Annotated in this window: 20 protein-coding genes; 5 read left to right on the top strand and 15 right to left on the bottom strand. The window is 67.6% G+C overall.

Annotation, left to right across the window (positions count from 1 at the left end):
* Positions 1-11 precede the first annotated feature (11 nt).
* From ABD655_RS03140 to ABD655_RS03115, 6 genes are all read right to left on the bottom strand, one after another.
* The gene (locus ABD655_RS03140) at positions 12-848 is read right to left on the bottom strand and encodes an ABC transporter permease (protein ID WP_344711583.1); all 837 of its coding nucleotides are present in this window, start codon (positions 846-848) and stop codon (positions 12-14) included.
* The gene (locus ABD655_RS03135; RefSeq protein ID WP_344711582.1) at positions 845-1,657 is read right to left on the bottom strand and encodes an ABC transporter permease; all 813 of its coding nucleotides are present in this window, start codon (positions 1,655-1,657) and stop codon (positions 845-847) included. The genes ABD655_RS03140 and ABD655_RS03135 overlap by 4 nt, the downstream gene beginning before the upstream one ends.
* Before the next feature lie 54 nt (positions 1,658-1,711).
* Positions 1,712-2,749 (bottom strand): ABC transporter substrate-binding protein, encoded by a 1,038-nt coding sequence (locus ABD655_RS03130; protein WP_344711581.1) that lies wholly within the window; start codon positions 2,747-2,749, stop codon positions 1,712-1,714.
* 73 nt (positions 2,750-2,822) lie between these two features.
* The gene (locus ABD655_RS03125; protein WP_344711580.1) at positions 2,823-3,845 is read right to left on the bottom strand and encodes an amidohydrolase family protein; all 1,023 of its coding nucleotides are present in this window, start codon (positions 3,843-3,845) and stop codon (positions 2,823-2,825) included.
* A 157-nt stretch (positions 3,846-4,002) separates the two neighbouring features.
* Complete coding sequence (locus tag ABD655_RS03120) at positions 4,003-4,764, bottom strand: IclR family transcriptional regulator (protein WP_344711579.1); 762 nt, start codon at positions 4,762-4,764, stop codon at positions 4,003-4,005.
* A 25-nt stretch (positions 4,765-4,789) separates the two neighbouring features.
* Positions 4,790-5,644 carry a TIGR03620 family F420-dependent LLM class oxidoreductase gene (locus tag ABD655_RS03115; RefSeq protein WP_344711578.1) on the bottom strand — a complete coding sequence of 285 codons (855 nt, stop codon included), beginning with the start codon at positions 5,642-5,644 and terminating at the stop codon, positions 4,790-4,792.
* A gap of 166 nt (positions 5,645-5,810) precedes the next feature.
* Between ABD655_RS03115 and ABD655_RS03110 the strand changes: the two genes are divergently transcribed.
* Entirely contained in the window at positions 5,811-6,239 is a 429-nt protein-coding gene (locus ABD655_RS03110) for a DUF1801 domain-containing protein (RefSeq protein ID WP_344711577.1), read from the top strand.
* A 179-nt stretch (positions 6,240-6,418) separates the two neighbouring features.
* Here ABD655_RS03110 and ABD655_RS03105 read toward each other — a convergent pair whose 3' ends face one another.
* From ABD655_RS03105 to ABD655_RS03085, 5 genes are all read right to left on the bottom strand, one after another.
* On the bottom strand, positions 6,419-7,150 hold the full coding sequence (locus tag ABD655_RS03105) for a tyrosine-protein phosphatase (protein WP_344711576.1): 732 nt from the start codon (positions 7,148-7,150) through the stop codon (positions 6,419-6,421).
* Between the two features lie 67 nt (positions 7,151-7,217).
* Positions 7,218-7,982 (bottom strand): ABC transporter permease, encoded by a 765-nt coding sequence (locus ABD655_RS03100; RefSeq protein ID WP_344711575.1) that lies wholly within the window; start codon positions 7,980-7,982, stop codon positions 7,218-7,220.
* Entirely contained in the window at positions 7,979-8,794 is an 816-nt protein-coding gene (locus tag ABD655_RS03095; RefSeq protein ID WP_344711574.1) for an ABC transporter ATP-binding protein, read from the bottom strand. Before ABD655_RS03095 ends, ABD655_RS03100 begins: the two co-directional genes overlap by 4 nt.
* Entirely contained in the window at positions 8,791-9,162 is a 372-nt protein-coding gene (locus ABD655_RS03090; protein ID WP_344711573.1) for a DUF1048 domain-containing protein, read from the bottom strand. The genes ABD655_RS03095 and ABD655_RS03090 overlap by 4 nt, the downstream gene beginning before the upstream one ends.
* 2 nt (positions 9,163-9,164) lie before the next feature.
* Positions 9,165-9,494: a PadR family transcriptional regulator gene (locus ABD655_RS03085; RefSeq protein ID WP_344711572.1), complete on the bottom strand. Its 330-nt coding sequence runs from the start codon at positions 9,492-9,494 to the stop codon at positions 9,165-9,167.
* Positions 9,495-9,822: 328 nt separating this feature from the next.
* Between ABD655_RS03085 and ABD655_RS03080 the strand changes: the two genes are divergently transcribed.
* Positions 9,823-10,755, top strand: a complete 933-nt coding sequence (locus tag ABD655_RS03080; RefSeq protein ID WP_344711571.1) for an ABC transporter ATP-binding protein — start codon at positions 9,823-9,825, stop codon at positions 10,753-10,755.
* Positions 10,748-11,545, top strand: a complete 798-nt coding sequence (locus ABD655_RS03075) for an ABC transporter permease subunit (RefSeq protein WP_344711570.1) — start codon at positions 10,748-10,750, stop codon at positions 11,543-11,545. Before ABD655_RS03080 ends, ABD655_RS03075 begins: the two co-directional genes overlap by 8 nt.
* 66 nt (positions 11,546-11,611) lie before the next feature.
* On the opposite strand, the gene ABD655_RS03070 is transcribed toward ABD655_RS03075, so the two are convergent.
* Positions 11,612-13,654: a vWA domain-containing protein gene (locus ABD655_RS03070; RefSeq protein WP_344711569.1), complete on the bottom strand. Its 2,043-nt coding sequence runs from the start codon at positions 13,652-13,654 to the stop codon at positions 11,612-11,614.
* Positions 13,655-13,699: 45 nt separating this feature from the next.
* A complete protein-coding gene (locus tag ABD655_RS03065; RefSeq protein WP_344711568.1) occupies positions 13,700-15,091 on the bottom strand; it encodes a sigma 54-interacting transcriptional regulator in 1,392 nt (463 codons plus the stop codon).
* 152 nt (positions 15,092-15,243) lie between these two features.
* Here ABD655_RS03065 and ABD655_RS03060 point away from each other — a divergent pair, with 152 nt between their 5' ends.
* The gene (locus tag ABD655_RS03060; protein ID WP_344711567.1) at positions 15,244-16,194 is read left to right on the top strand and encodes an alpha/beta fold hydrolase; all 951 of its coding nucleotides are present in this window, start codon (positions 15,244-15,246) and stop codon (positions 16,192-16,194) included.
* Positions 16,195-16,331: 137 nt separating this feature from the next.
* Entirely contained in the window at positions 16,332-17,042 is a 711-nt protein-coding gene (locus ABD655_RS03055) for an alpha/beta fold hydrolase (protein WP_344711566.1), read from the top strand.
* An 85-nt stretch (positions 17,043-17,127) separates the two neighbouring features.
* On the opposite strand, the gene ABD655_RS03050 is transcribed toward ABD655_RS03055, so the two are convergent.
* Together ABD655_RS03050 and ABD655_RS03045 are read right to left on the bottom strand one after the other, a co-directional pair.
* A complete protein-coding gene (locus ABD655_RS03050) occupies positions 17,128-17,499 on the bottom strand; it encodes a hypothetical protein (protein WP_344711565.1) in 372 nt (123 codons plus the stop codon).
* Positions 17,500-17,603: 104 nt separating this feature from the next.
* On the bottom strand, positions 17,604-18,542 hold the full coding sequence (locus ABD655_RS03045) for a VOC family protein (protein WP_344711564.1): 939 nt from the start codon (positions 18,540-18,542) through the stop codon (positions 17,604-17,606).
* Between the last annotated feature and the right edge of the window lie 53 nt (positions 18,543-18,595).

Here is an 18,595-nt window from a genome sequence, read left to right as displayed (position 1 = left end):
TCGGACTCCTTCTACGATCCACCGAGCGCGCGCGACCGGTAATACCAGCGCAGCGTCACACGCTCGACGAGGACGAACAGATAGTTCAGCAGGGTTCCGATGAGGGCCAGCACGATGATGCCGGTCCACATCTTCTTGATGGCGAATTCGGCCTGCGACTGGAGGATGAAATAGCCGATGCCAGAGCGAGCCGCGACCATCTCGCTGACCACCATCAGGATGATTCCGACGGTCAAGCTGGCGCGCAGCCCGGCAGCGATCTGGGGCGCGGCGCCAGGCAGGACGAGTGAGAAGTACGTGCGCCACCCCCCCAGCCGGAGCGCCTTGGCCGTATCGAACTTGACGGTATCGATCCCGCGCATGCCGTCCAGAGTGTTCAGAAGCGTCGGCCAGATCGATCCGAGGGCGATGAGGGCGACCTGACGCATGTCGCCGATGCCGAAGATCGCAATCATCGCGGGGAGCAAGGCGGGCGCCGGCAAGACGTACAGGAAGTAGATGAGAGGGTTCGCGGCGATCCGCAGATACCGCAGGCGCCACAGCAGTGATCCACCGATAAGGCCGATCAGCGTGCCGAAGACGTAGCCGATCAGCAGATTGCGAAGGCTCGAGACCGCGTTCGTCCAGGCGCCGAAGACGACCCACTGGTTCCACGTCTCGACGAGGATGTCCCCGAGGGGTGGGAAGAACGGCGACGTGCTGGAGGCAGTGGCGGCCCACCACAGCGCAACCAGCAGCACGGGCAACCAGAGGGCCGTTGCTATTCGGGCGACGCGCCGCAGCGGACTGGACGCGCGCACCGGACGCCGGCGCGCCGTCGGCACTGCGCTCGTAATGAGTCGGGTCATGCGCCGGCCACCTTGTTGGACGCGCGGATGTTGCGCTGCGATTCGTGCCAGTGCATGACTCTGCGCTCCATGAGGAAGAATGCTCCGGTCAGCGTGATCCCCAGCAGACCGGCGACGAGGATGTATGCGTACATGGTCGGGTATGCGCTCGTCCCGGCGTTCTGGGCGAGCAGGATGTTGCGGCCGATGCCTTCGGCGCCGCCCACGATCTCGGCGACGACCGCGAGGATCAGCGCCTGCGCCGACGCGATGCGCATGCCGGTGACGAGATACGGTGACGCACTCGGGATTACGACGGTGAAGAACCGCCGCACCCCGCCGACCCCGAGCGCCTTGGCGGTGTCCAGGACGATCGGGTCCATCGACCGGACGCCGTAGATCACCTGGATGACGAACGGCCAGAACGCGGCGAAGCAGATCAGGAACACCTTCATCGGCAGGCTTGATCCCGCGACGAGGATGACGATCGGAAGGATGGCGATCGCGGGGATCGCCTTGAAGATCTCGATGACGGGTGCCGCGCTGCGCTGTGCGAAGTCACTGAATGCGAGGGCGGTGCCGACGATGAGACCGAGCGCGATCGTAATGCTCATACCGATCACCCACCCGATCAAGGTCGCCCCGACCGCACTCCAGAGCCTGGCCGAGGTAACCTCGGCCCACAGCGCCCCGACCGAGTCCGTCATTGTGGGGAACTCGCTGGGGCTGACCACCTGCGTGACCGTGATCAGTTGCCAGAACAAGAGCACGATGAGCACGGTCAGCGAAGGGAGGACCCAGGTGATCCATCCGCGTGCTGTCGTACTCATCGTGCTCCTCGTGTTCATCAGTCAATACGGGTGGTCACTGCGCGGCAGCGCCGTCTATTCGAGCGCGCCCGACCACACCAATGTCGACACGTCCAGCGCCTCGATGGCCGACTTGGCCGACGCATCCTCGCTGTATTTCACGAGGAACTTCTGAGCCGTCTCGAATGCCTTCAGGTTCAGCTGCGGCACGCCGCCGATGTTCCAGCGCGCTCCGGCCGCCTGCTCCGTGGTGATACCGAGGCCGGGGACGAGCGCTGCACGCGCAGCATCCGGATCGGCGGTCGCCGCCTCAATGGATTCCGCCATCGCGTCGGCGAACGCCTTGACGGTGTTCGGGTTCTGATCGATGAACGACTGCGACGCATTGAAGAACGTCGTCGCGGTGTCCTGGAACATCACGCGGTTGTTGTACTCCAGGGCGACCCCGCCGTTGGCCAGCGCGTCTCCAGCGAAGGGCCACTGCATGACAGCGACGTCCACGTCGCCGTTCTGCAGAGCCGCGGCCATCTGCCCGAAGGGCAACTGGACGAGCTCGATGGACTTCGGGTCGATGCCGGCTTCCTCGGCGAGCGCCCAGGCGGTCAGCGTGTTGTGGGAGGACAATCCGACCGTCGCGAGCTTCTTGCCTTCGAGGCCGGAGAAGTCCGTGATGCCCGACGCGGCCGACGCGATGGTCACGGTGCCTTCGTCGTCAGGACGGATCTGGCCTTCGATGGTGGCCACCGCACGAATCGGGATGCCGTTCGCATTAGCCGTCAGCACGTGCACGACCGTCGCGAAACCCAGATCGTACGTCCCACTCGCGACGCCCGACACGATGGCCGCCACGTCCGTCTGGGGCACGATCTCGAGCTCGAGGCCGTGCTCCTCGAAGATTCCGGATTCCATGCCGTAGTACATCGGCGCGAATTGCGAGGAGGGATTGATCGCGATGGTGAGGCTGGCCTTCTCCGGCTCACTGTCCGCGGCCGCATCGGGCACATCGGAGGCGCCAGCGGGGGATGCCGGTGTGGAGGAGCATGCGGCCAGCAGAATCGCCGCCGCAGCGGCGGTGGCAAGGCCACCGAGCGTGCGCTTGGTCAGGAACTTCATTGTTACCTCTTGTCTGGGATCGGTTGGTGTTCGTGCGATGTGCGCGCTGGCCGCGGACGAGCTCCCTCGTGGGTCACAGGCCGAGCAGCTTCGTCACATTTCCGTGGTAGATCGCTTCGCGATCGGAATCCGAAAGAATGTCCATCTCTTGGAGATTGCCGATCGTTGCCCGGATGTAGCCGGGGCCCTTCTCCGGGTCGAAGGGCGAGTCGGAGCCGAACAGCGTGTGATCGACGCCGAAGAACTTGATCGCCGTGCGCATCGCATCGCCCGCTCCGAAGTAGGCGGTGTCGACGTAGAAGTTCTTGAAGTACTCGATGGGGCGCTTCGTCAGCGGATACCCCGTCACGTCCTCGACTTGATCGGGAGGCGTGCGTGCGCCGAGCTGGTCCCATCCCGGGCCGACCCGACCGGCGAAGTGCGGGATCATCGCGCCGCCGTGGTGAATGAGGAACTTGATCTCCGGTAGGCGCTCGAAGATGCCGGCGAAGACGAGACGGGACATGAACGCCGACAGGTCGTACTCCCAGCCGAGGGTCCACCAGATCTCGAACTTAGACCGCTCCTCGGTCTTGTAGTCAGCCCAGCTGGAGTCGCGGCACGGGTGCACCTGGATCATCTTGTTTCCGCGTTTGGCGACCGCTTCGTAGAACGGGAAGAACTTCTCCTGATCCATCGGACCACCGTGGTGGTGCGTGTAGATCTGCACGCCGACGGCTCCGAGTTCGTCGAACGCGCGCTCGGCCTCGCCGATCGCGGCGTCCACGTCGTCGAGCGAAACGGCAGCGCAGAATCCCGCGAAGCGATCCGGATGATCGCGGACGATTTCGGCCATGCCGTCATTGGCGACACGAGCGAGCTCGAGGGTGCGCTCGACTGGTCCGAGGTCCTCGAGCGGCGGCGCCGCCGTGTTGATGATCTGGCGGTAGTCCGAGCCGAACTCATCCATCACCCGGAAGCGCACGTCCAGGTCGACGAGCGCGGGAATGCTGCTGACCCGCTTTTGGATGTTGCGAGCGACCGGACTGTCATCGATCGCGAACAGGCGCTTCGCGTACTCGCGCGGCAGCAGGTGGCAGAAGGCATCGGTCTTCATCGGCAGAATTCCCTTCGAGAGACCGCGTCGGCGCGGTCTCGCTGTCCCATGAGCAAACGCGCAACGGCGAGATGGGGGAACAGAACCTGCCGCGCGATTCTGCAGGACGGAATCTCCAGCACGGCAAATCCGCCCGGTGCCGGGGTGAGCGCTCGCGCTACAGATCGGCTCGGATGCGCGCGGCGCACCCCCGAAGCTCGATGACGATCTCACGCATTCGTGCCCGTGGAAGTCGCGCGCTCGGCGCCGACATCGCCACTGCCGCGATCGTCCGGCCCAGGTGGTCGCGGAGTGGAACCGCAACCGCGCTCAGCCCGGCTACGCTCTCACCTCGGTTCACCGCGTATCCCCGCATCATGACGATCGACAGCTCCTCGAGCAGCTGTGTGAACGTTCTCGTGCGCGGCGTGAGCTTCTTCAGCCGGCCCGGGTACATCTCGCGGAGCGCTTCGCGGGACATCTCGGCAAGGAGCACCTTGCCGCCGGAAACCGCGTACGCGGGCAGCAGCGTGCCGGTCAGCACGTGTGTGCGCACCCGCTGATCGCTCTCAAAGCCCGCTACGAATCGCACCGACCGGCCTTCGAGGACCATCAAGTTCACCGTCTCGCCCAGTCGCCCGGCCAGTGCTTTGATGTGGGGCTCACCCGCGGCCCGCAGATCCAGCGCACGCGTGCTCTGCATCCCCAATTCGATGAGAGTCGATCCGGCGCGGTAGGCCTTGGTAACCCGGTCCTGAGTGAGAAAACCGCGCGCCGCCAACGTGGTGATCAGCCTGTGCGCCGTGGAGGGGGCGACCCCCAACTCGCGTGCTGTCTCCGTCACGCGCAATTCTGGCTGCTCCTGGAGAAGCAGGAGGATGCTCAGCGCGTGATCGACCGATTCCACCCGGTGGCGTGGCTGATCGCCGTCATTAACCATCGCGAAGCTCTCCCCCGGTCGCCGTTCAGCGCAGGCCGAGCTCGCTCGCCAACGATGCCAACGCAGGCAACGGGTCCTCCTGTGCGGGGAGGATCTGGACGCAGACGTGGTCGGCACCGGCATCCAGGTGGGACTGCACTGCCGCCGCGAGAACCGCCGGTGTTCCATGGGGCACGAGAGCGTCGACCGCCTCGTCGGTGGCGCCGTCGTTCAGGTCGGCGGCAGAGAAGCCGTGGCTTTGGAGCGTGCGACGGTAGTTCGACAGCGCGAGGTAGCGGGAGAGGAACGTGCGGGCGGTCGCCCGTGAGGCTGCGACGTCGGTATTCGCAACCATTCGCTGCTCGGGCGCGACCAGGGCGTCAGGGCCGACGACGCCCCGAGCGAAGCGGGTGTGCGCCGCGGTCGTCATGTACGGGTGCGTGCCGGCGGAACGCTCGGCCGAGAGCGCCAGCGTTCGCGGGCCCAGTGCCGAGACCACCCGGCGGCCGACGGGCACGCCTTCGGCGTCGAGGGCGTCCAAGTAGGCGACCAGCGCGGCGAACGGCTTCTGATAGCGATCGCCGAGCGCCTCACGGTGTCCGATACCGATCCCCAGGGTGAACCTTCCCGGGTGCGTTCGTTCCAGACGATGGAAGGATGCCGCGACCTCGGCGGCAGGCGACTTCCAGATGTTGACGATGCCGGTGGCGATCCTGAGGTGCTCGGTCGCGTTCAGGAGCGTCGCCGCGATGGCGAGGTCGGCATCGGGGGAACCGCCGATCCAGAGCGTGCCATAGCCGAGCTGCTCGATGCCGGCAGCCAGGTCGGGCGTGAGAAGCGGGCCGCTGCGCCAGACTCCGATTCGACCGTAGGTGCGTGCCGCGGACGAAGACGTGGTCATTGGGGCTCCGATATCAGAGGGCTGAACCGACGAGTGCGGTCCCGCTCGACCGTATCAACCGACCGCCCGCGCCCGATCATCCGTCCGACGCGGCCTGCTCGTCTTCTTCGGGATCGACGGTGGAATCACCCGCGCGTCGCTGAGGACCGAGTGTCACACTGGACGCATGGCTGAATTGAAGACGGTGCCGACGGACGCGAATGTCGAGGACTTCCTGCACGCGGCCACTCCCGCCCGCCGGAAGGAGGACGGTCTGCGTCTTGCCGAGATCTTCCGCGATGTCACCGGCACAGACCCCGTTCTGTGGGGGCCGTCCATCGTCGGATACGGAAGCTACCACTACGTGTCGCCGGCGAATCCACGCACCCATGGCGAATGGATGAAGACCGGTTTCTCACCGCGCAAGGCGCAACTGTCGCTGTACGGTCTGAAGGATCAGCCCGAGGCTGCAGCGCTGCTGCCCTCTCTGGGCACCTACACCGAAGGCGCCGGCTGTCTCTACGTGAAGAAGCTCGACGACATCGATCTCGATGTGCTGCGCCGGCTGATCGCGATCGCGTGGTCCCGGGCCGACGACCCGGACCCGGCTTCCTGAGGCTCCCCCGCCGCTCGCCTGTCACGAACCGCGGCCCTCGCCGGCATGTCGTGACAGGCGAACCTGAGTTGCGCGGGACAACCCCGCCGCTCGCCTGTCACGAACCGCGGCCCTCGCCGGCATGTCGTGACAGGCGAACGGGAGTTGTGCGGGTCAAGGGCGCACGGGCGGCCGCAGCGTCAGCGTCGGTCCAGCCCCGCGTGCAGCCGGGCTACGACGGCGGCATCCACGCCGATCTCACTCAGGTAGGCGGGCACCCCGCCGTGTTCCTCCTCCACGATCCGCAGCGCGTCCCTCAGCGCGGACGCCGGCGACCCGGCCAGCACCTCGAGCAACTCATCCGTCAACGACACTCCGAACCGGCGGGCCTTGCGCACCATCTGGTCTGTCCAGACGCCGGCGAGATTGGACGCGCTCGATTCGAAGTCCGCCGTCACTGTGTCGGTGTCGACGCCGAGCGCGAGGAGGGTCAGCGCCACGACGATCCCCGCCCGGTCCTTGCCCGCGGTGCAGTGGACGACCACGGGGCCCTCGGCATCCGCGATCGCGCGGATCGCCGCCCCCACCTGAGTGCCTTCCTGCTCCAGGATGTTGCGATACACCGCGGCGAGCGTGATCGTCGAAGGATCGAATCTGCGTCCGACACCTCGGATCGGGATGCTGAGATACTCCGCCCCGACGCCGCGGAGCCGGTCCCGCCCCGTCAGCCGCCTGTCCAGCCGGGATCGCAGGTCGATGACTCGGCTGATTCCCATGCCTGCGAGCTGACTGCGACCCCGGGCGGTGAGCCCGTGCAGAGCATCGGAGCGATACAGCCGTCCCGGGCGGAGGAGGCCGGGCGACACTTCGCGAAAGTTGAACGTCCCCTCCACGCTCAGCCGCGTGGCGTGGGGCGTGGGATCGGGAATCACACCTGCACCCTATCCGGCCCGCCGCTCGGGGTCCGACCCCCACGGGGCCGGACCCTTTGCTCTGCGGTCAGCTGATCTTGCGCCGGTAGATCGCCATCGCGGCGAAGTACGCGACGATCAGGATGCCGAGGCACCAGGCCAGCGCGAGCCAGATGTCGGTGCCGACGGGCTGCTGGGCGAAGATGTCGCGGATCGTGTTGACGATGGGCGTCACCGGCTGATTCTCGGCGAACCACGCGACGGGAGCGGGCATCGTGTCGGTGGGCACGAAGGCCGAGCTGATGAACGGCAGGAAGATGAGCGGATACGAGAACGCGCTCGCGCCGTCCACCGTCTTGGCCGAGAGCCCCGCGATCACGGCGATCCAGGTCAGCGCCAGCGTGAACAGGATCAGGATGCCGGCCACCGCGAGCCAGCCCAGCACACTCGCCCCGGTGCGGAAGCCCAGGATGAAGGCCACACCCACGACGATCGTGAGCGAGATCAGGTTCGCAACCAGCGAGGTCAGTACGTGCGCCCACAGCGCGCTCGACCGTGCGATCGGCATGGACTGGAAGCGTTCGAAGATCCCGCCCTGCAGATCGAGGAAGAGCCGGTAGGCCGTGTACGCGATGCCCGATGCAATCGTGATCAGCAGGATGCCGGGCAGCATGTAGTCGATATACGAATACGACCCGGTGTCGATGGCTCCACCGAAGACGAAGACGAACAGCAGCATGAGCGCGACCGGCGTGACCGCCGTCGTGATGATGGTGTCCGGGCTGCGCAGGATGTGACGCAGCGACCGCCCGGTCAGGACGGTGGTGTCGGGGAGGAAGTGCGTAGCGGTCATGATCGTTCCTTCCTGGTTGTCCGCGCGGCGCCTGCGGTGTCCTCGCTGACGCTCTCGTCGCCTTCGCCGACGATCGCGAGGAAGACCTCTTCGAGGCTGGGCTGCTTCTCGATGTACTCGACCTTCGCCGGAGGCAGAAGCTGCTTGAGCTCGGCGAGAGTGCCGTTCACGATGATCCGGCCCTGGTGAAGGATCGCGATCTGGTCGGCGAGCTGTTCCGCCTCATCCAGGTACTGCGTCGTGAGCAGCACCGTCGTTCCCCTGCTGGCGAGTTCCCTGACGGTCTGCCACACCTCCAGGCGCGCCTGCGGGTCCAGGCCGGTGGTCGGCTCGTCGAGGAAGATGACGTCCGGATTCCCGATGAGGCTCATCGCGATGTCGAGGCGCCGCCGCATCCCACCGGAATAGGTCGCCACCCGCCGACCCCCTGCCTCGGTCAGCGCGAACCGGGCGAGCAGGTCGTCCGCGATCGCCCCGGGATCCTTGAGGTGCCGAAGCCGAGCGACCAGCACGAGGTTCTCCCGCCCGCTGAGGATTTCGTCGACGGCCGCGAACTGCCCCGTGAGGCTGATCGACTCCCGCACCTTCTGCGGTTGCGTCGCGACGTCGAAGCCGCTCACGGCGGCGGAACCGGCATCCTGTTTCAGAAGGGTGGACAGGATCCGCACGACGGTGGTCTTGCCGGCGCCGTTCGAGCCGAGCAGGGCGAAGATGCTGCCCGGGGCCACGTCGAAGTCGACGCCGCGCAGCACGTCCACGTCCTTGAAGGACTTCTGCAGATCCATCACCCGGATCGCAGCATCCGAGGTCATTGCTCTCCTCCTCCTCGCTCCGCGTCCGCGATCGCCTTGTTCAGCCGAGCGCGCTCCTTGTCGATCCACTGCTTGCCGGAGTACGCCTGCGCGAAGGTCTCGGCGAATTCGACCGGATCGTCGCCGACGATGTCACGCAGCGGCGTGCCGTCGACGGCGGCGCGCTCCCACAGGTCAGCCAGGTCGCCGAACATCGTGACGAGCGTGTCCCCGTCGGTGATGCCCCCGGACACCAGCAGATACCGATGAGTCGCCTTCGCGGCGGTTGCGTACGGCTCAGGAAGGGCCTCGATACGGGCCCTGTCCTGCTTGTACTGCTTCTTCTGCTCCAGGGACCCGGTGAGGGCCTCGATCCATTTCGCAACCATGATCACTTCTCTCCTTCGTGGAGCTGTCCGATACGTTCTGCGAGGAAGCTCCAGGTCCTCCAGAATTCGTCGAGCTGTCCGCGCCCTTGCGCGTTGATCGAGTACACCTTCCGCGGCGGCCCCTTCTCGGAGGGGACCTTCTCCACATCCACGAATCCGCGCTGCTCGATGCGCACGAGCAGGGCGTAGATCGTGCCTTCGACGAGGTCGGTGAAACCCTGATCGCGAAGACGTGCCGTGATCTCGTAGCCGTACGCAGGGCGCACGTCCAGAATCGCGAGCACGATGCCTTCGAGTGTGCCCTTGAGCATCTCGGTCATCTGGCTGCCCATCACCCACCGTCCGTTCTACTCTGTGTCACTGTGTACCAGTAGACGGTAACACTGACTACCACTAGATAGCAACACATATTAGTGGTTGGACCACGAGCGGCGACCCGCTCGACGGGCACCGGCCCCCGCGCTAGCGTTCCAGTCGGGGGAAGCATGCATGTCGAAGTGCTCGTCGTCGCAGCCGGACCGGCCGGGCTCACGGTCGCCGCGTCTTTGGGACGCATCGGTCTCGACGCGCGAGCAGCAGCGCGGGCGATCGCCAGAGACATGCGATCTCGCCGAGCGTCCGTCCGGACTCGGCGCGAAGCGTCGTGAGAGGAGCATGGGTATGACCCCTGCCATTCAGACTTCGCAACTGCACAAGCGGTACGGACGTCGCACGGCAGTGCACGCCCTCGACCTCACTGTCGAACCCGGCACGGTCTTCGGCCTGATCGGTCCGAACGGAGCCGGCAAGACCACGACACTGCGAATGCTGCTGGACATCATCCGCCCCTCCGGGGGTGTCGCGCGCGTGCTCGGGTCCGATCCGAGGCGCGGCGGGCCGGCCCTGCGGCGCCGGATCGGCTTCGTGCCCGGAGACCTCCGGCTCGAAGGCCGCGTCACCGGCAGGCGTCTTCTCGACTTCTACGCGCAGGTGTCCGGGCCGGTCGCGCCTGGCGCACGAGACGAACTCGCCGAGCGTCTCGGTCTGGACCTGACCAGGCCCGTGCGGACCCTGTCGAAGGGCAACAAGCAGAAACTCGGACTGGTGCAGGCGTTCATGCACAAGCCCGAGCTGCTCGTGCTCGATGAGCCGACCAGCGGGCTGGATCCGCTTGTCCAACGGGAGTTCCTCGAGATGGTGCGGCAGGCTCGAGCCGCCGGTCAGACGGTGCTGCTGAGCTCGCACGTGCTCAGCGAGATACAGCAGACCGCGGATGCCGTCGCCGTGCTGAGCGCGGGGCGTATCGTCGCGCACGGGAACGTCGCATCCCTCCGCCTGGCAGCGGTCCGGCGGCTCAGTGTCGGACTTGTGGATGCCGATCCCGGGATCCTCGACGTCGAGCTGCGCCCGCTGGGCCAGCTGAGCGATCTGCACGTGGCGGCGCACCCGGGCGGCTCGGTTCGCGTGACGGCAACGATCGAGGGCGACATCGATCCGGTGATCAAAGCGCTCGCGCGGCACCGGGTATCCGACCTCACCGTGGAGGAACCCGACCTTGAGGAATCCGTCCTCCGCCTCTACGGCGCAAGCGAGGAGGAGGGCGGTCGTGCGTAAGCTGCCCCTCTTCCGGCGCACGCTCCGGGAGTCGTGGCGCGGGCTGCTCGGATGGACGCTGGGAATCACGGCGGCCCTGGCCCTGTACCTTCCCCTGTATCCCAGCATCGGCGGCAACGACCAGCTGCAGCAGATCATCGACGGCCTGCCCCCGGAACTGGTCTCCGCACTCGGCTATGAGCAGATCGGAACGGGTGCCGGCTACGCGCAGGCCACGTTCTACGGACTCGTCGGGTTCGTGCTGGTGACGATCGCGGCGACCTCGTGGGGAGCGAGCGCGGTGGCGGGCGCCGAAGAGTCGGGGCGCCTCGAACTGGACCTCGCCCACGGCATCGGGCGGCGTTCCTACGCGCTACAGGCGGCGCTGGCCCTGCTCGTCCGCCTGCTGTGGCTCACCGCTGTGGCCGGCATGATCGTGGCGCTGCTGAACGTGCCGTCGCAGCTGAAAATCGACCCGGCGAACATCGTTGCCGCGACGGCGGCACTGCTGGGACTGACGCTGCTCGGCGGAGGCACCGCTCTGCTGGTCGGCGCTCTCACCGGCCGGAGATCCTGGGCAACGGCGGCCGGCGCCGGGATCGCCGTCGTCGGCTACGCCCTCAACGCGGTCGCCAATCAGGTTCCCGATGCGCAGTGGCTGCGCATCCTCTCGCCGTATTCGTGGGCGTATCACCGGCCGCCGCTCTCCGACGGGGCGGATGCGCTCGGGCTCGCCGTGTTGTGGGCAGCGTCCGCCGTCGTGATCGCGGCGAGCGCGGAGGCTCTGCAACGGCGCGATGTCACGGCATGACCCGAAACTGCACATCCTCCCGTGTCCGCGATCGTCCGTGCTCGTGCCTACGGCCTTGCCCCACCGTCACCACCAGGATCTGCCGCGGAGCAACTCGCCGAAGTCCTCGGGTGACCCGCGCCCGGTGTGGCGGGACCCGAGGTAGCTCTCCACGACGGCTCGTCCGAGATCATCGAGTTCCGGTGCGACCACGTGTCCTCCTGCGCGGCGGGCGAGCGCGTCGATGAACCGAGCCAGGCCGGGGTCGTCCCCCAGCCGGAAGAATGTCGTCTGCGCGCCGAGTCGCTGCACCGTGTCGAGTTCACGCACGGTGAGCGCCACTGTGCGCGGGTCCGGGGGGTAGGCGAAGTACACGGAGCCGTCCGGATCCAGATGCGACGTCGGCTCACCGTCGGTGACGATCAGCAGGACGGGCTGCGCGGTGGGGTTGCGGCGGAAGTGCCGTTGAGCGAGAAGAAGAGCATGGTGCAGGTTCGTGCCCTTGTCCCACACGGCATCCTTGGCCGTCAGCTGCTCGATATCGGTCACCTCCGCGTGCCGGGCGAACGCGATCAGCTGAAGCCTGTCGCCGCGGAAACGCGTGGAGATGAGGTGATGCAGGGCCAGAGCGGTGCGCTTCATCGGCACCCACCGCCCGTCCATCGCCATCGAGAACGAGGTGTCGACGAGCAGCGCGACCGCCGCCTGCGTGCGTTCTTCGGTTTCGACCACCGCGACATCGCGTGTCTCGAGCCGCACTCCGGCTGACGCATCTGCGCCGGACGCGACCGTTCGCAGGACGGCGTTGGACACCGTCCGCGGAATGTCCCAGGCCTCGGTGTCGCCGAACGCCCACTCCCTCGTCGACCCGGTGCGGTCGCCCGCGGCCCCGGCGTGACGCGTCTCACGGCGGCCGCCGCGCCCGGACTGACGCGTGGCGATGTCCCGCAGCAGCGCACGACCGAGTTGCCGCATCGCGCGGGGAGTGAGCCGCAGCGCCCCGTCGGATGCCCGATGCAGCATCCCGGTGTCCTTCAGTTCCTGTTCGAGGTCGCGCAGGGCGCGGGCGCTGACTGCGGCATCATCGCCGACGAGGCGCCCGAGCGCATCCACGTCGATGTCGTCCATCCGGGCTCCGGGATAGGACTGGCCCAGCTGGTCGGACAGCGAGTCGAGGTCGGAGAGCTCCTGCATGATTCCCGTCGCCTCACCGAGACCGGTCGGCTCGTCGCCCGAGAAGGATGCCGAACCGCTCCAGTCCTCGTCGGGTCGCAACGAACGCAGGTTGTCGTCGAGGCGTGACAAGGACTGCATCAGCTCCGGCGATCCGAACGCCTGGGCGGCGAGATTCATCAGTTCGTCCTGCTGCTCGGGAGTCATGGAGTTGAGCATCCGCTGGGCCGCGGCGGAACGCTCCGCGAGGGTGTCCAGCAGCTCGTCGAGATTCTGAGGATTCTCGGGGAACTGCTCGCCGTGCTTCCGCGTGAACTCGTCGAAGTCCCCGGCGGTGTCCTCTCCGAGCCGGCGCTTTTCGAGCAGGTCGTTCAGGTCACCGAGCATGTCGCGGACCGCTCGGCGATCGGCATCCGTCGCACTCTCGAGGGCGCTCTTCATCCCGGCGAATCGCTGGTCCAGCAGCTCGCGGCCGAGCAGCTCCTTGATCCGCTCGTAGTCGGAACGCGCCGCGGGGCTTCGCCACTCGTAGTCGGACAGGTCGTTCACGGCCGCCGCCGTGCTGGGGGGCAGATTCTCGAGCCGCATCTCGGCGAACGCTCGGACGTCGTCGTCGATGTCGACGTCGCGGACGAGGTGCTTGCGCTCCTCGAGCACTGCGCGGTCCAGGAGTTGTCGCACTTCGTCCAGTGTGCCGCCGAGCCGGTGCCGCCGCACCAGGTCTGCGCGACGCTCGCGCACCCGTCGGGCCAGGTCGTCGAGACCCTGCTGATCGCGGGCGCCGCGGCGCAGGTATTCGCGCACGGCGCGCTCGGCCGAAGTTCCGGACATGACATCGCGCCCGATCGCCTCCAGCGCTTCCTGCACCGGGACGGGCGGGGCGAGCGGGTCCGGCCCGCCGGCGTATCGTCCGTACCGGGTGGTATGCGGGGGGACCCGATGGAACCCGCGCACCATCAGCGGATGCCGCCTGTTCGAGTCATCCGCGTCGCTCGAGTGCGCTCAGCCATAGGCGGTCTCTCCGGCGGCACTGTCCTTGCTGATTCGCCGCTCCAGGTAGAGCATCTCGAGCAAGAGCTCGAGCGCTCCGGCCCGCTCCCCGGGCGTCTGCGCCTCGAGCCGGTCTGCCACCTCGTCGTACAGATCGGACTCGCCGAGCACCGGCATCGCCGCGAGCACAGCGGCGGCGGGAACCTGCTCGCCCGTCATCACCGTCGCACCGTCGTGCAGGGCGTCCACGAGCACGCGCGCGTCGATGCCGCGCAGGTGGGTGCGTGCGGTCTCGGCGATCGCCGTGCGCAGCAGATGCTCGAGGATGGCACGCTCGCGGCCCTCCTCGCCCGTCTCGAACTCGATCTTGCCCCCCAGGACGTCGACCGCGGTCTCGAGGTCGACGGGCCGCGCCACTCCGACCTCTTCGTGCTGACGCGTCGCGCGGTGCAGGGCCGCCGCAGCGATCGTCTCCGCCCCGGCGATGGCGAAGCGCGCCGAGACACCGGCACGCTGGTCGACGGCATCCGATTCCCGAAGATTGCGGGTGAAGCGCGCCAGCACCTCGAGCAGGTGCGCGGGGACGGCGGCGACGAGGTCAGCCTCTTGCCGGATGACCGCCACCTCCTCCTCGATGCTCGGCGGGTAGTGGGTGCGGATCTCCGCGCCGAAGCGGTCCTGAAGCGGAGTGATGATGCGCCCTCGGTTGGTGTAGTCCTCAGGGTTCGCGGTGGCGACGACGAGCACATCGAGGTTGAGGCGCAGCACGTAGCCGCGGATCTGGATGTCGCGCTCCTCCATGACGTTCAGCAGGGACACCTGAATGCGCTCGGCGAGATCGGGCAGTTCGTTGATGGCGACGATTCCGCGGTGGCTGCGCGGGATCAGCCCATAGTGGATCGTCTCGGGGTCGCCGAGCGAGCGGCCCTCGGCGACCTTGATCGGATCGACATCACCGATGAGGTCGGCCACCGAAGTATCGGGGGTGGCGAGCTTCTCGACATATCGCTCTGAGCGATGGCGCCACTGCACCGGGAGATCGTCGCCCAGCTCGGCTGCACGTCGAGCTGACGCGGGTGTGACCGGATGGAAGGGGTGCTCGCCCAGCTCGGATCCGGCGATGACCGGCGTCCACTCGTCGAGCAGGCTGGCAAGGCTGCGCAGCAGCCGCGTCTTGCCCTGACCGCGCTCACCCAGCAGGACGACGTCGTGTCCGGCGAGCAGAGCGCGTTCCAGCTGAGGAATCACCGTGGTGTCGAACCCGTGGATGCCGGGCCACGGGGCGCGCTCATCGGCCAGCGCCGCCAGGAGGTTCTCGCGCAGTTCGACGCGCAGCGGGCGGTAGGTGTGACCCGACGCGCGCAGCTCACCGGTCGTGGCGATCGCAGAAGGCGATGATCTCATGACGAGAGGGTAAATCTCCTCTGCGGGGGTGTGGGCCGGATGCCGTATTTTGTCCGGCCGAACCTCATGCGCCGGCTCCGGCGTCGTCGTCCTGGCTGGTCGGCGTTCGCAGCCCCGGTGCGGCGAAGGCCAGGGAGGAAGATGATGTCTCCATGGAACTGAGGCGTGGAAGAGCGTGGTCGGTCACAACGCTTGCCGCGGCATCCGCTCTTCTGCTGACGCTGACGGCGTGTGGCGGCTCGGGTGCGTCGCCCGTGACGCCCAGCTCGAGCGCCTCGCCGAGCGGCGAGAGCGCTGCGGCGGAGGAATTGGTCGACATCGGGGGTGACCGCGCCGTGTTCCTGCGGTGCGCCGGCACGGGCTCGCCCACCGTGCTGCTCATCTCAGGGACGCGAGGCGCGGCCGACGAATGGGACACGCTGCTCCCGGACGCGGATCCGGATGCCGTGTCCACCTTCGACGAACTCTCCCGGACAACGCGGGTGTGCTCCTACGATCGGCCGGGAACGACCCGGGCGTCGGGCGCGCTCTCCCCCTCGACCGTTGTCGCCCAGCCGACCACCGCGCGCCAGAGCGCGGACGATCTGGCGAAGGCGATGGATGCCGCCGCCGAGCCCGGTCCGTACGTTGTCGTGGGGCTGTCCTGGGGCGGCTTGATCGGGCAGGACTTCGCACGGACGCATCCTGCCGAAGTCGCCGGACTCGTCCTCGTCGACTCGGCCAGCGAGTACCTCGCCGAGACGTTCTCACCCGACCAATGGGCGCGGTGGATGGCCCTGATCGCGGCGAGCGGAGACGCGCTCGGCTCGGAGGTGCCGGCGTACGAGCCGAGCATCTCGGAACTGCGGGCGGTCGCAGCGCTGCCCGACATTCCCGTGGTCGTGCTCTCTTCGGATCATCCGTGGGACCTGCAGGTCACACCCGGTGAATCGACGTGGCCCGGCTGGGTCGCAGCCCAAGCCGCGCTCGCGCAGGCGTTGCACGCCGAGCACATCACCAACACCGACAGCGGGCACGGTATCCCGGTCGAGCAGCCTGCGCTTGTGACGGCCGCGATCCTCGGGGTCGTGGACAGCGTCAGAGCTGCCGGATCAACCGGATAGAGCCTCTGCTGTGCGGACGACGATGAGGCCCTTGCCTCGCCTGGCGACATGCAATATATTACATCCCAAATGCCTGGCAAGAGCCAGCGGACCCTGGACGTGCACCGGTCACCCGGCGCGATCGAATTGGAGAAATCATGAGCAGTGATCAAGACATCAAGAACGTGGTGCTGGTGCATGGAGCGTTTGTCGATGGTTCGGGATGGCGCGGCGTGTACGACAACCTGACAGCTCAGGGGTACCGGGTCACAATCGTGCAGATCCCACTCACCTCGCTGGAAGACGACGTCGCGGCGACCACCCGAGTGCTGAACCGGCAGGACGGGCCGGCGATTCTCGTTGCCCATTCCTGGGGCGGCACGGTCATCACCGAGGCCGGGGTGCACCCGAACGTCGCCGGACTGGTCTACGTGTCGGCGCTCGCGCCCGACACGGGGGAGACCACGTCGCAGCAGTACGAGGGATTCGCCCCGACCCCCGACTTCGTCATCGACGTCGGCGACGACGGGTACGGGTTCCTCAACCACGACCTGTTCAAGGCGGGCTTCGCCGCAGACGCCAGCGACGCCGACGCGGCCTTCCTCCGCGACTCGCAGGTGCCCATCAACATGTCGGCATTCGGCGTCCCGGTGAAGTACGCCGCCTGGCGCGACAAGCCGACCTGGGCGATCATCGCGGAGCAGGACAAGTCCTTCGACCAGGCGATGCTGCAGCACATGGCCGAGCGCATGGGGGCCGAGATCACGACGGTGCCGGCCAGCCACGACGTGTTCATCACCCAACACGGCGTCGTCTCCGACGTCATCGTCACGGCCGCGCACGACGCTGCGCGCGTCGTCGCCCTCTGAACACGCCTTGCCGCCGCTGGGCGGGCTCGCATGTCGTGCGGGCCGGCTCACTCCCCCGAAGGGTCCGGCATGACGGTCATGCCCTTCAGGTGGCGCGTGACCCGCGGGCCGCGCCGACGATACGCGCGAGAGCCCACCCGGCGGCGGAGATCAGAGGGATGGCCACGATGACGATGGCGATCGGGTTGGGGCGGAACCTCACCCCGTCGGCGCCGCTCACGTACGCGCCGGCAGGGAGGACGTAGCCGCCTCCACCGCCGCCGCTTCCGGCGCCCCTGCCGGCCGGCACCGTGCCTCCTTCGACCTTCTCGCCGGAACCCTCACCCGCCCCGAAACCGAAGATGACAAGGGCGGCCGGCACGAGTTCGCGGCCGCCGAGCGTGATGGCTTCGCCGTAGGCCATCTTGACGCCCCAGGAGGGCGTCGACACGGCCATCTTCTGGCTGAGGTTCTCCATGCGTCGACGGTACGCGGGTCGGCCGCGACTGGCCAGGCGTACTGCGACGCAAGGGTGAACTCAGCGAGGACCGCGGCATCCGCAGATGCGATCCCGGGGACGGGTCAGCGTCCGAGCAGGTCGTCGACGCCCGCAGCGGGCAGCGCGACGGTCACCCGTGTTCCCCACGGGTCGGCGAGCACGACCGATCGTCCGGTATCGGCGAAGGCAAGTCGGTGGCGGGTGAGTCGCGCGCCGAGCGCGTCGAGGTCCTCGCGGTCGGGCACGGTGATGGCGACGTCGCCGAGACCGAGGGCGGCCGCGCGCGGGCCGGCACCGGCGCTGTTCCACACGTTCATCGCGACGTGATGGTGGTAGCCGCCGGCCGAGGCGAACAGTGCGCCGGGGTAGGTCGCGACGGTCGTCTCGAAGCCGAGCGCGTCGACATAGAAGGCCCGGGCGCGTGCGATGTCGCCCACCTGGAGATGAACATGACCGACGCGGCCGGCCGAGGTGGCGACCGAGTCGACGGCGTTCTCATCCAAGTGTCGGCGAAGGTAGGCGTTCGGGTCGAGGTACAGGCTGTCCATCTGCAGCTGACCACCGGCATAGGTCCAATCAGACCGGTCGCGATCCACGTACAGTTCGACGCCGTTGCCTTCGGGGTCGGTGAAGTAGAACGCCTCGCTGACGAGGTGATCACTGGAGCCGGTGAAGCGGCTGCGCGGATGCTGCGCCGCACGGTAGACCGTCGCGGCGAGCGCCGATGCGTCGTCGAACAGGAACGCCGTGTGGAACAGACCGGCCTGGCGCGGGTCGACGGCGGGCAGGTTCGGCGTCTCGATCAGACGGAGCATCGGAGTGCCGCCGCGACCGAGCACCCGGTGCACCTCGTTGCCACGCGCACGCTCCTCGAGCGGCTCGAATGCCAGCGCATCGGAGTAGTACGAAGACATCGTCGACAAGTCCCCGACGCGCAGGGTCACGGCATCCATCACCGTCTGCGGATCGAGGATGCGGTCGGGCGCCGAGGTGCGCTGGGTGCTCGTGGTGGGTGCGACCATGATTCGTCTCTCTCTGTCTGTCTGTGCCTGCCCGGCCGGAGGACCCGGCCGGG

Source organism: Microbacterium terregens, assembly GCF_039534975.1.
Lineage (GTDB): Bacteria > Actinomycetota > Actinomycetes > Actinomycetales > Microbacteriaceae > Microbacterium > Microbacterium terregens.
This window is presented reverse-complemented; position numbering and strand designations above follow the sequence as displayed.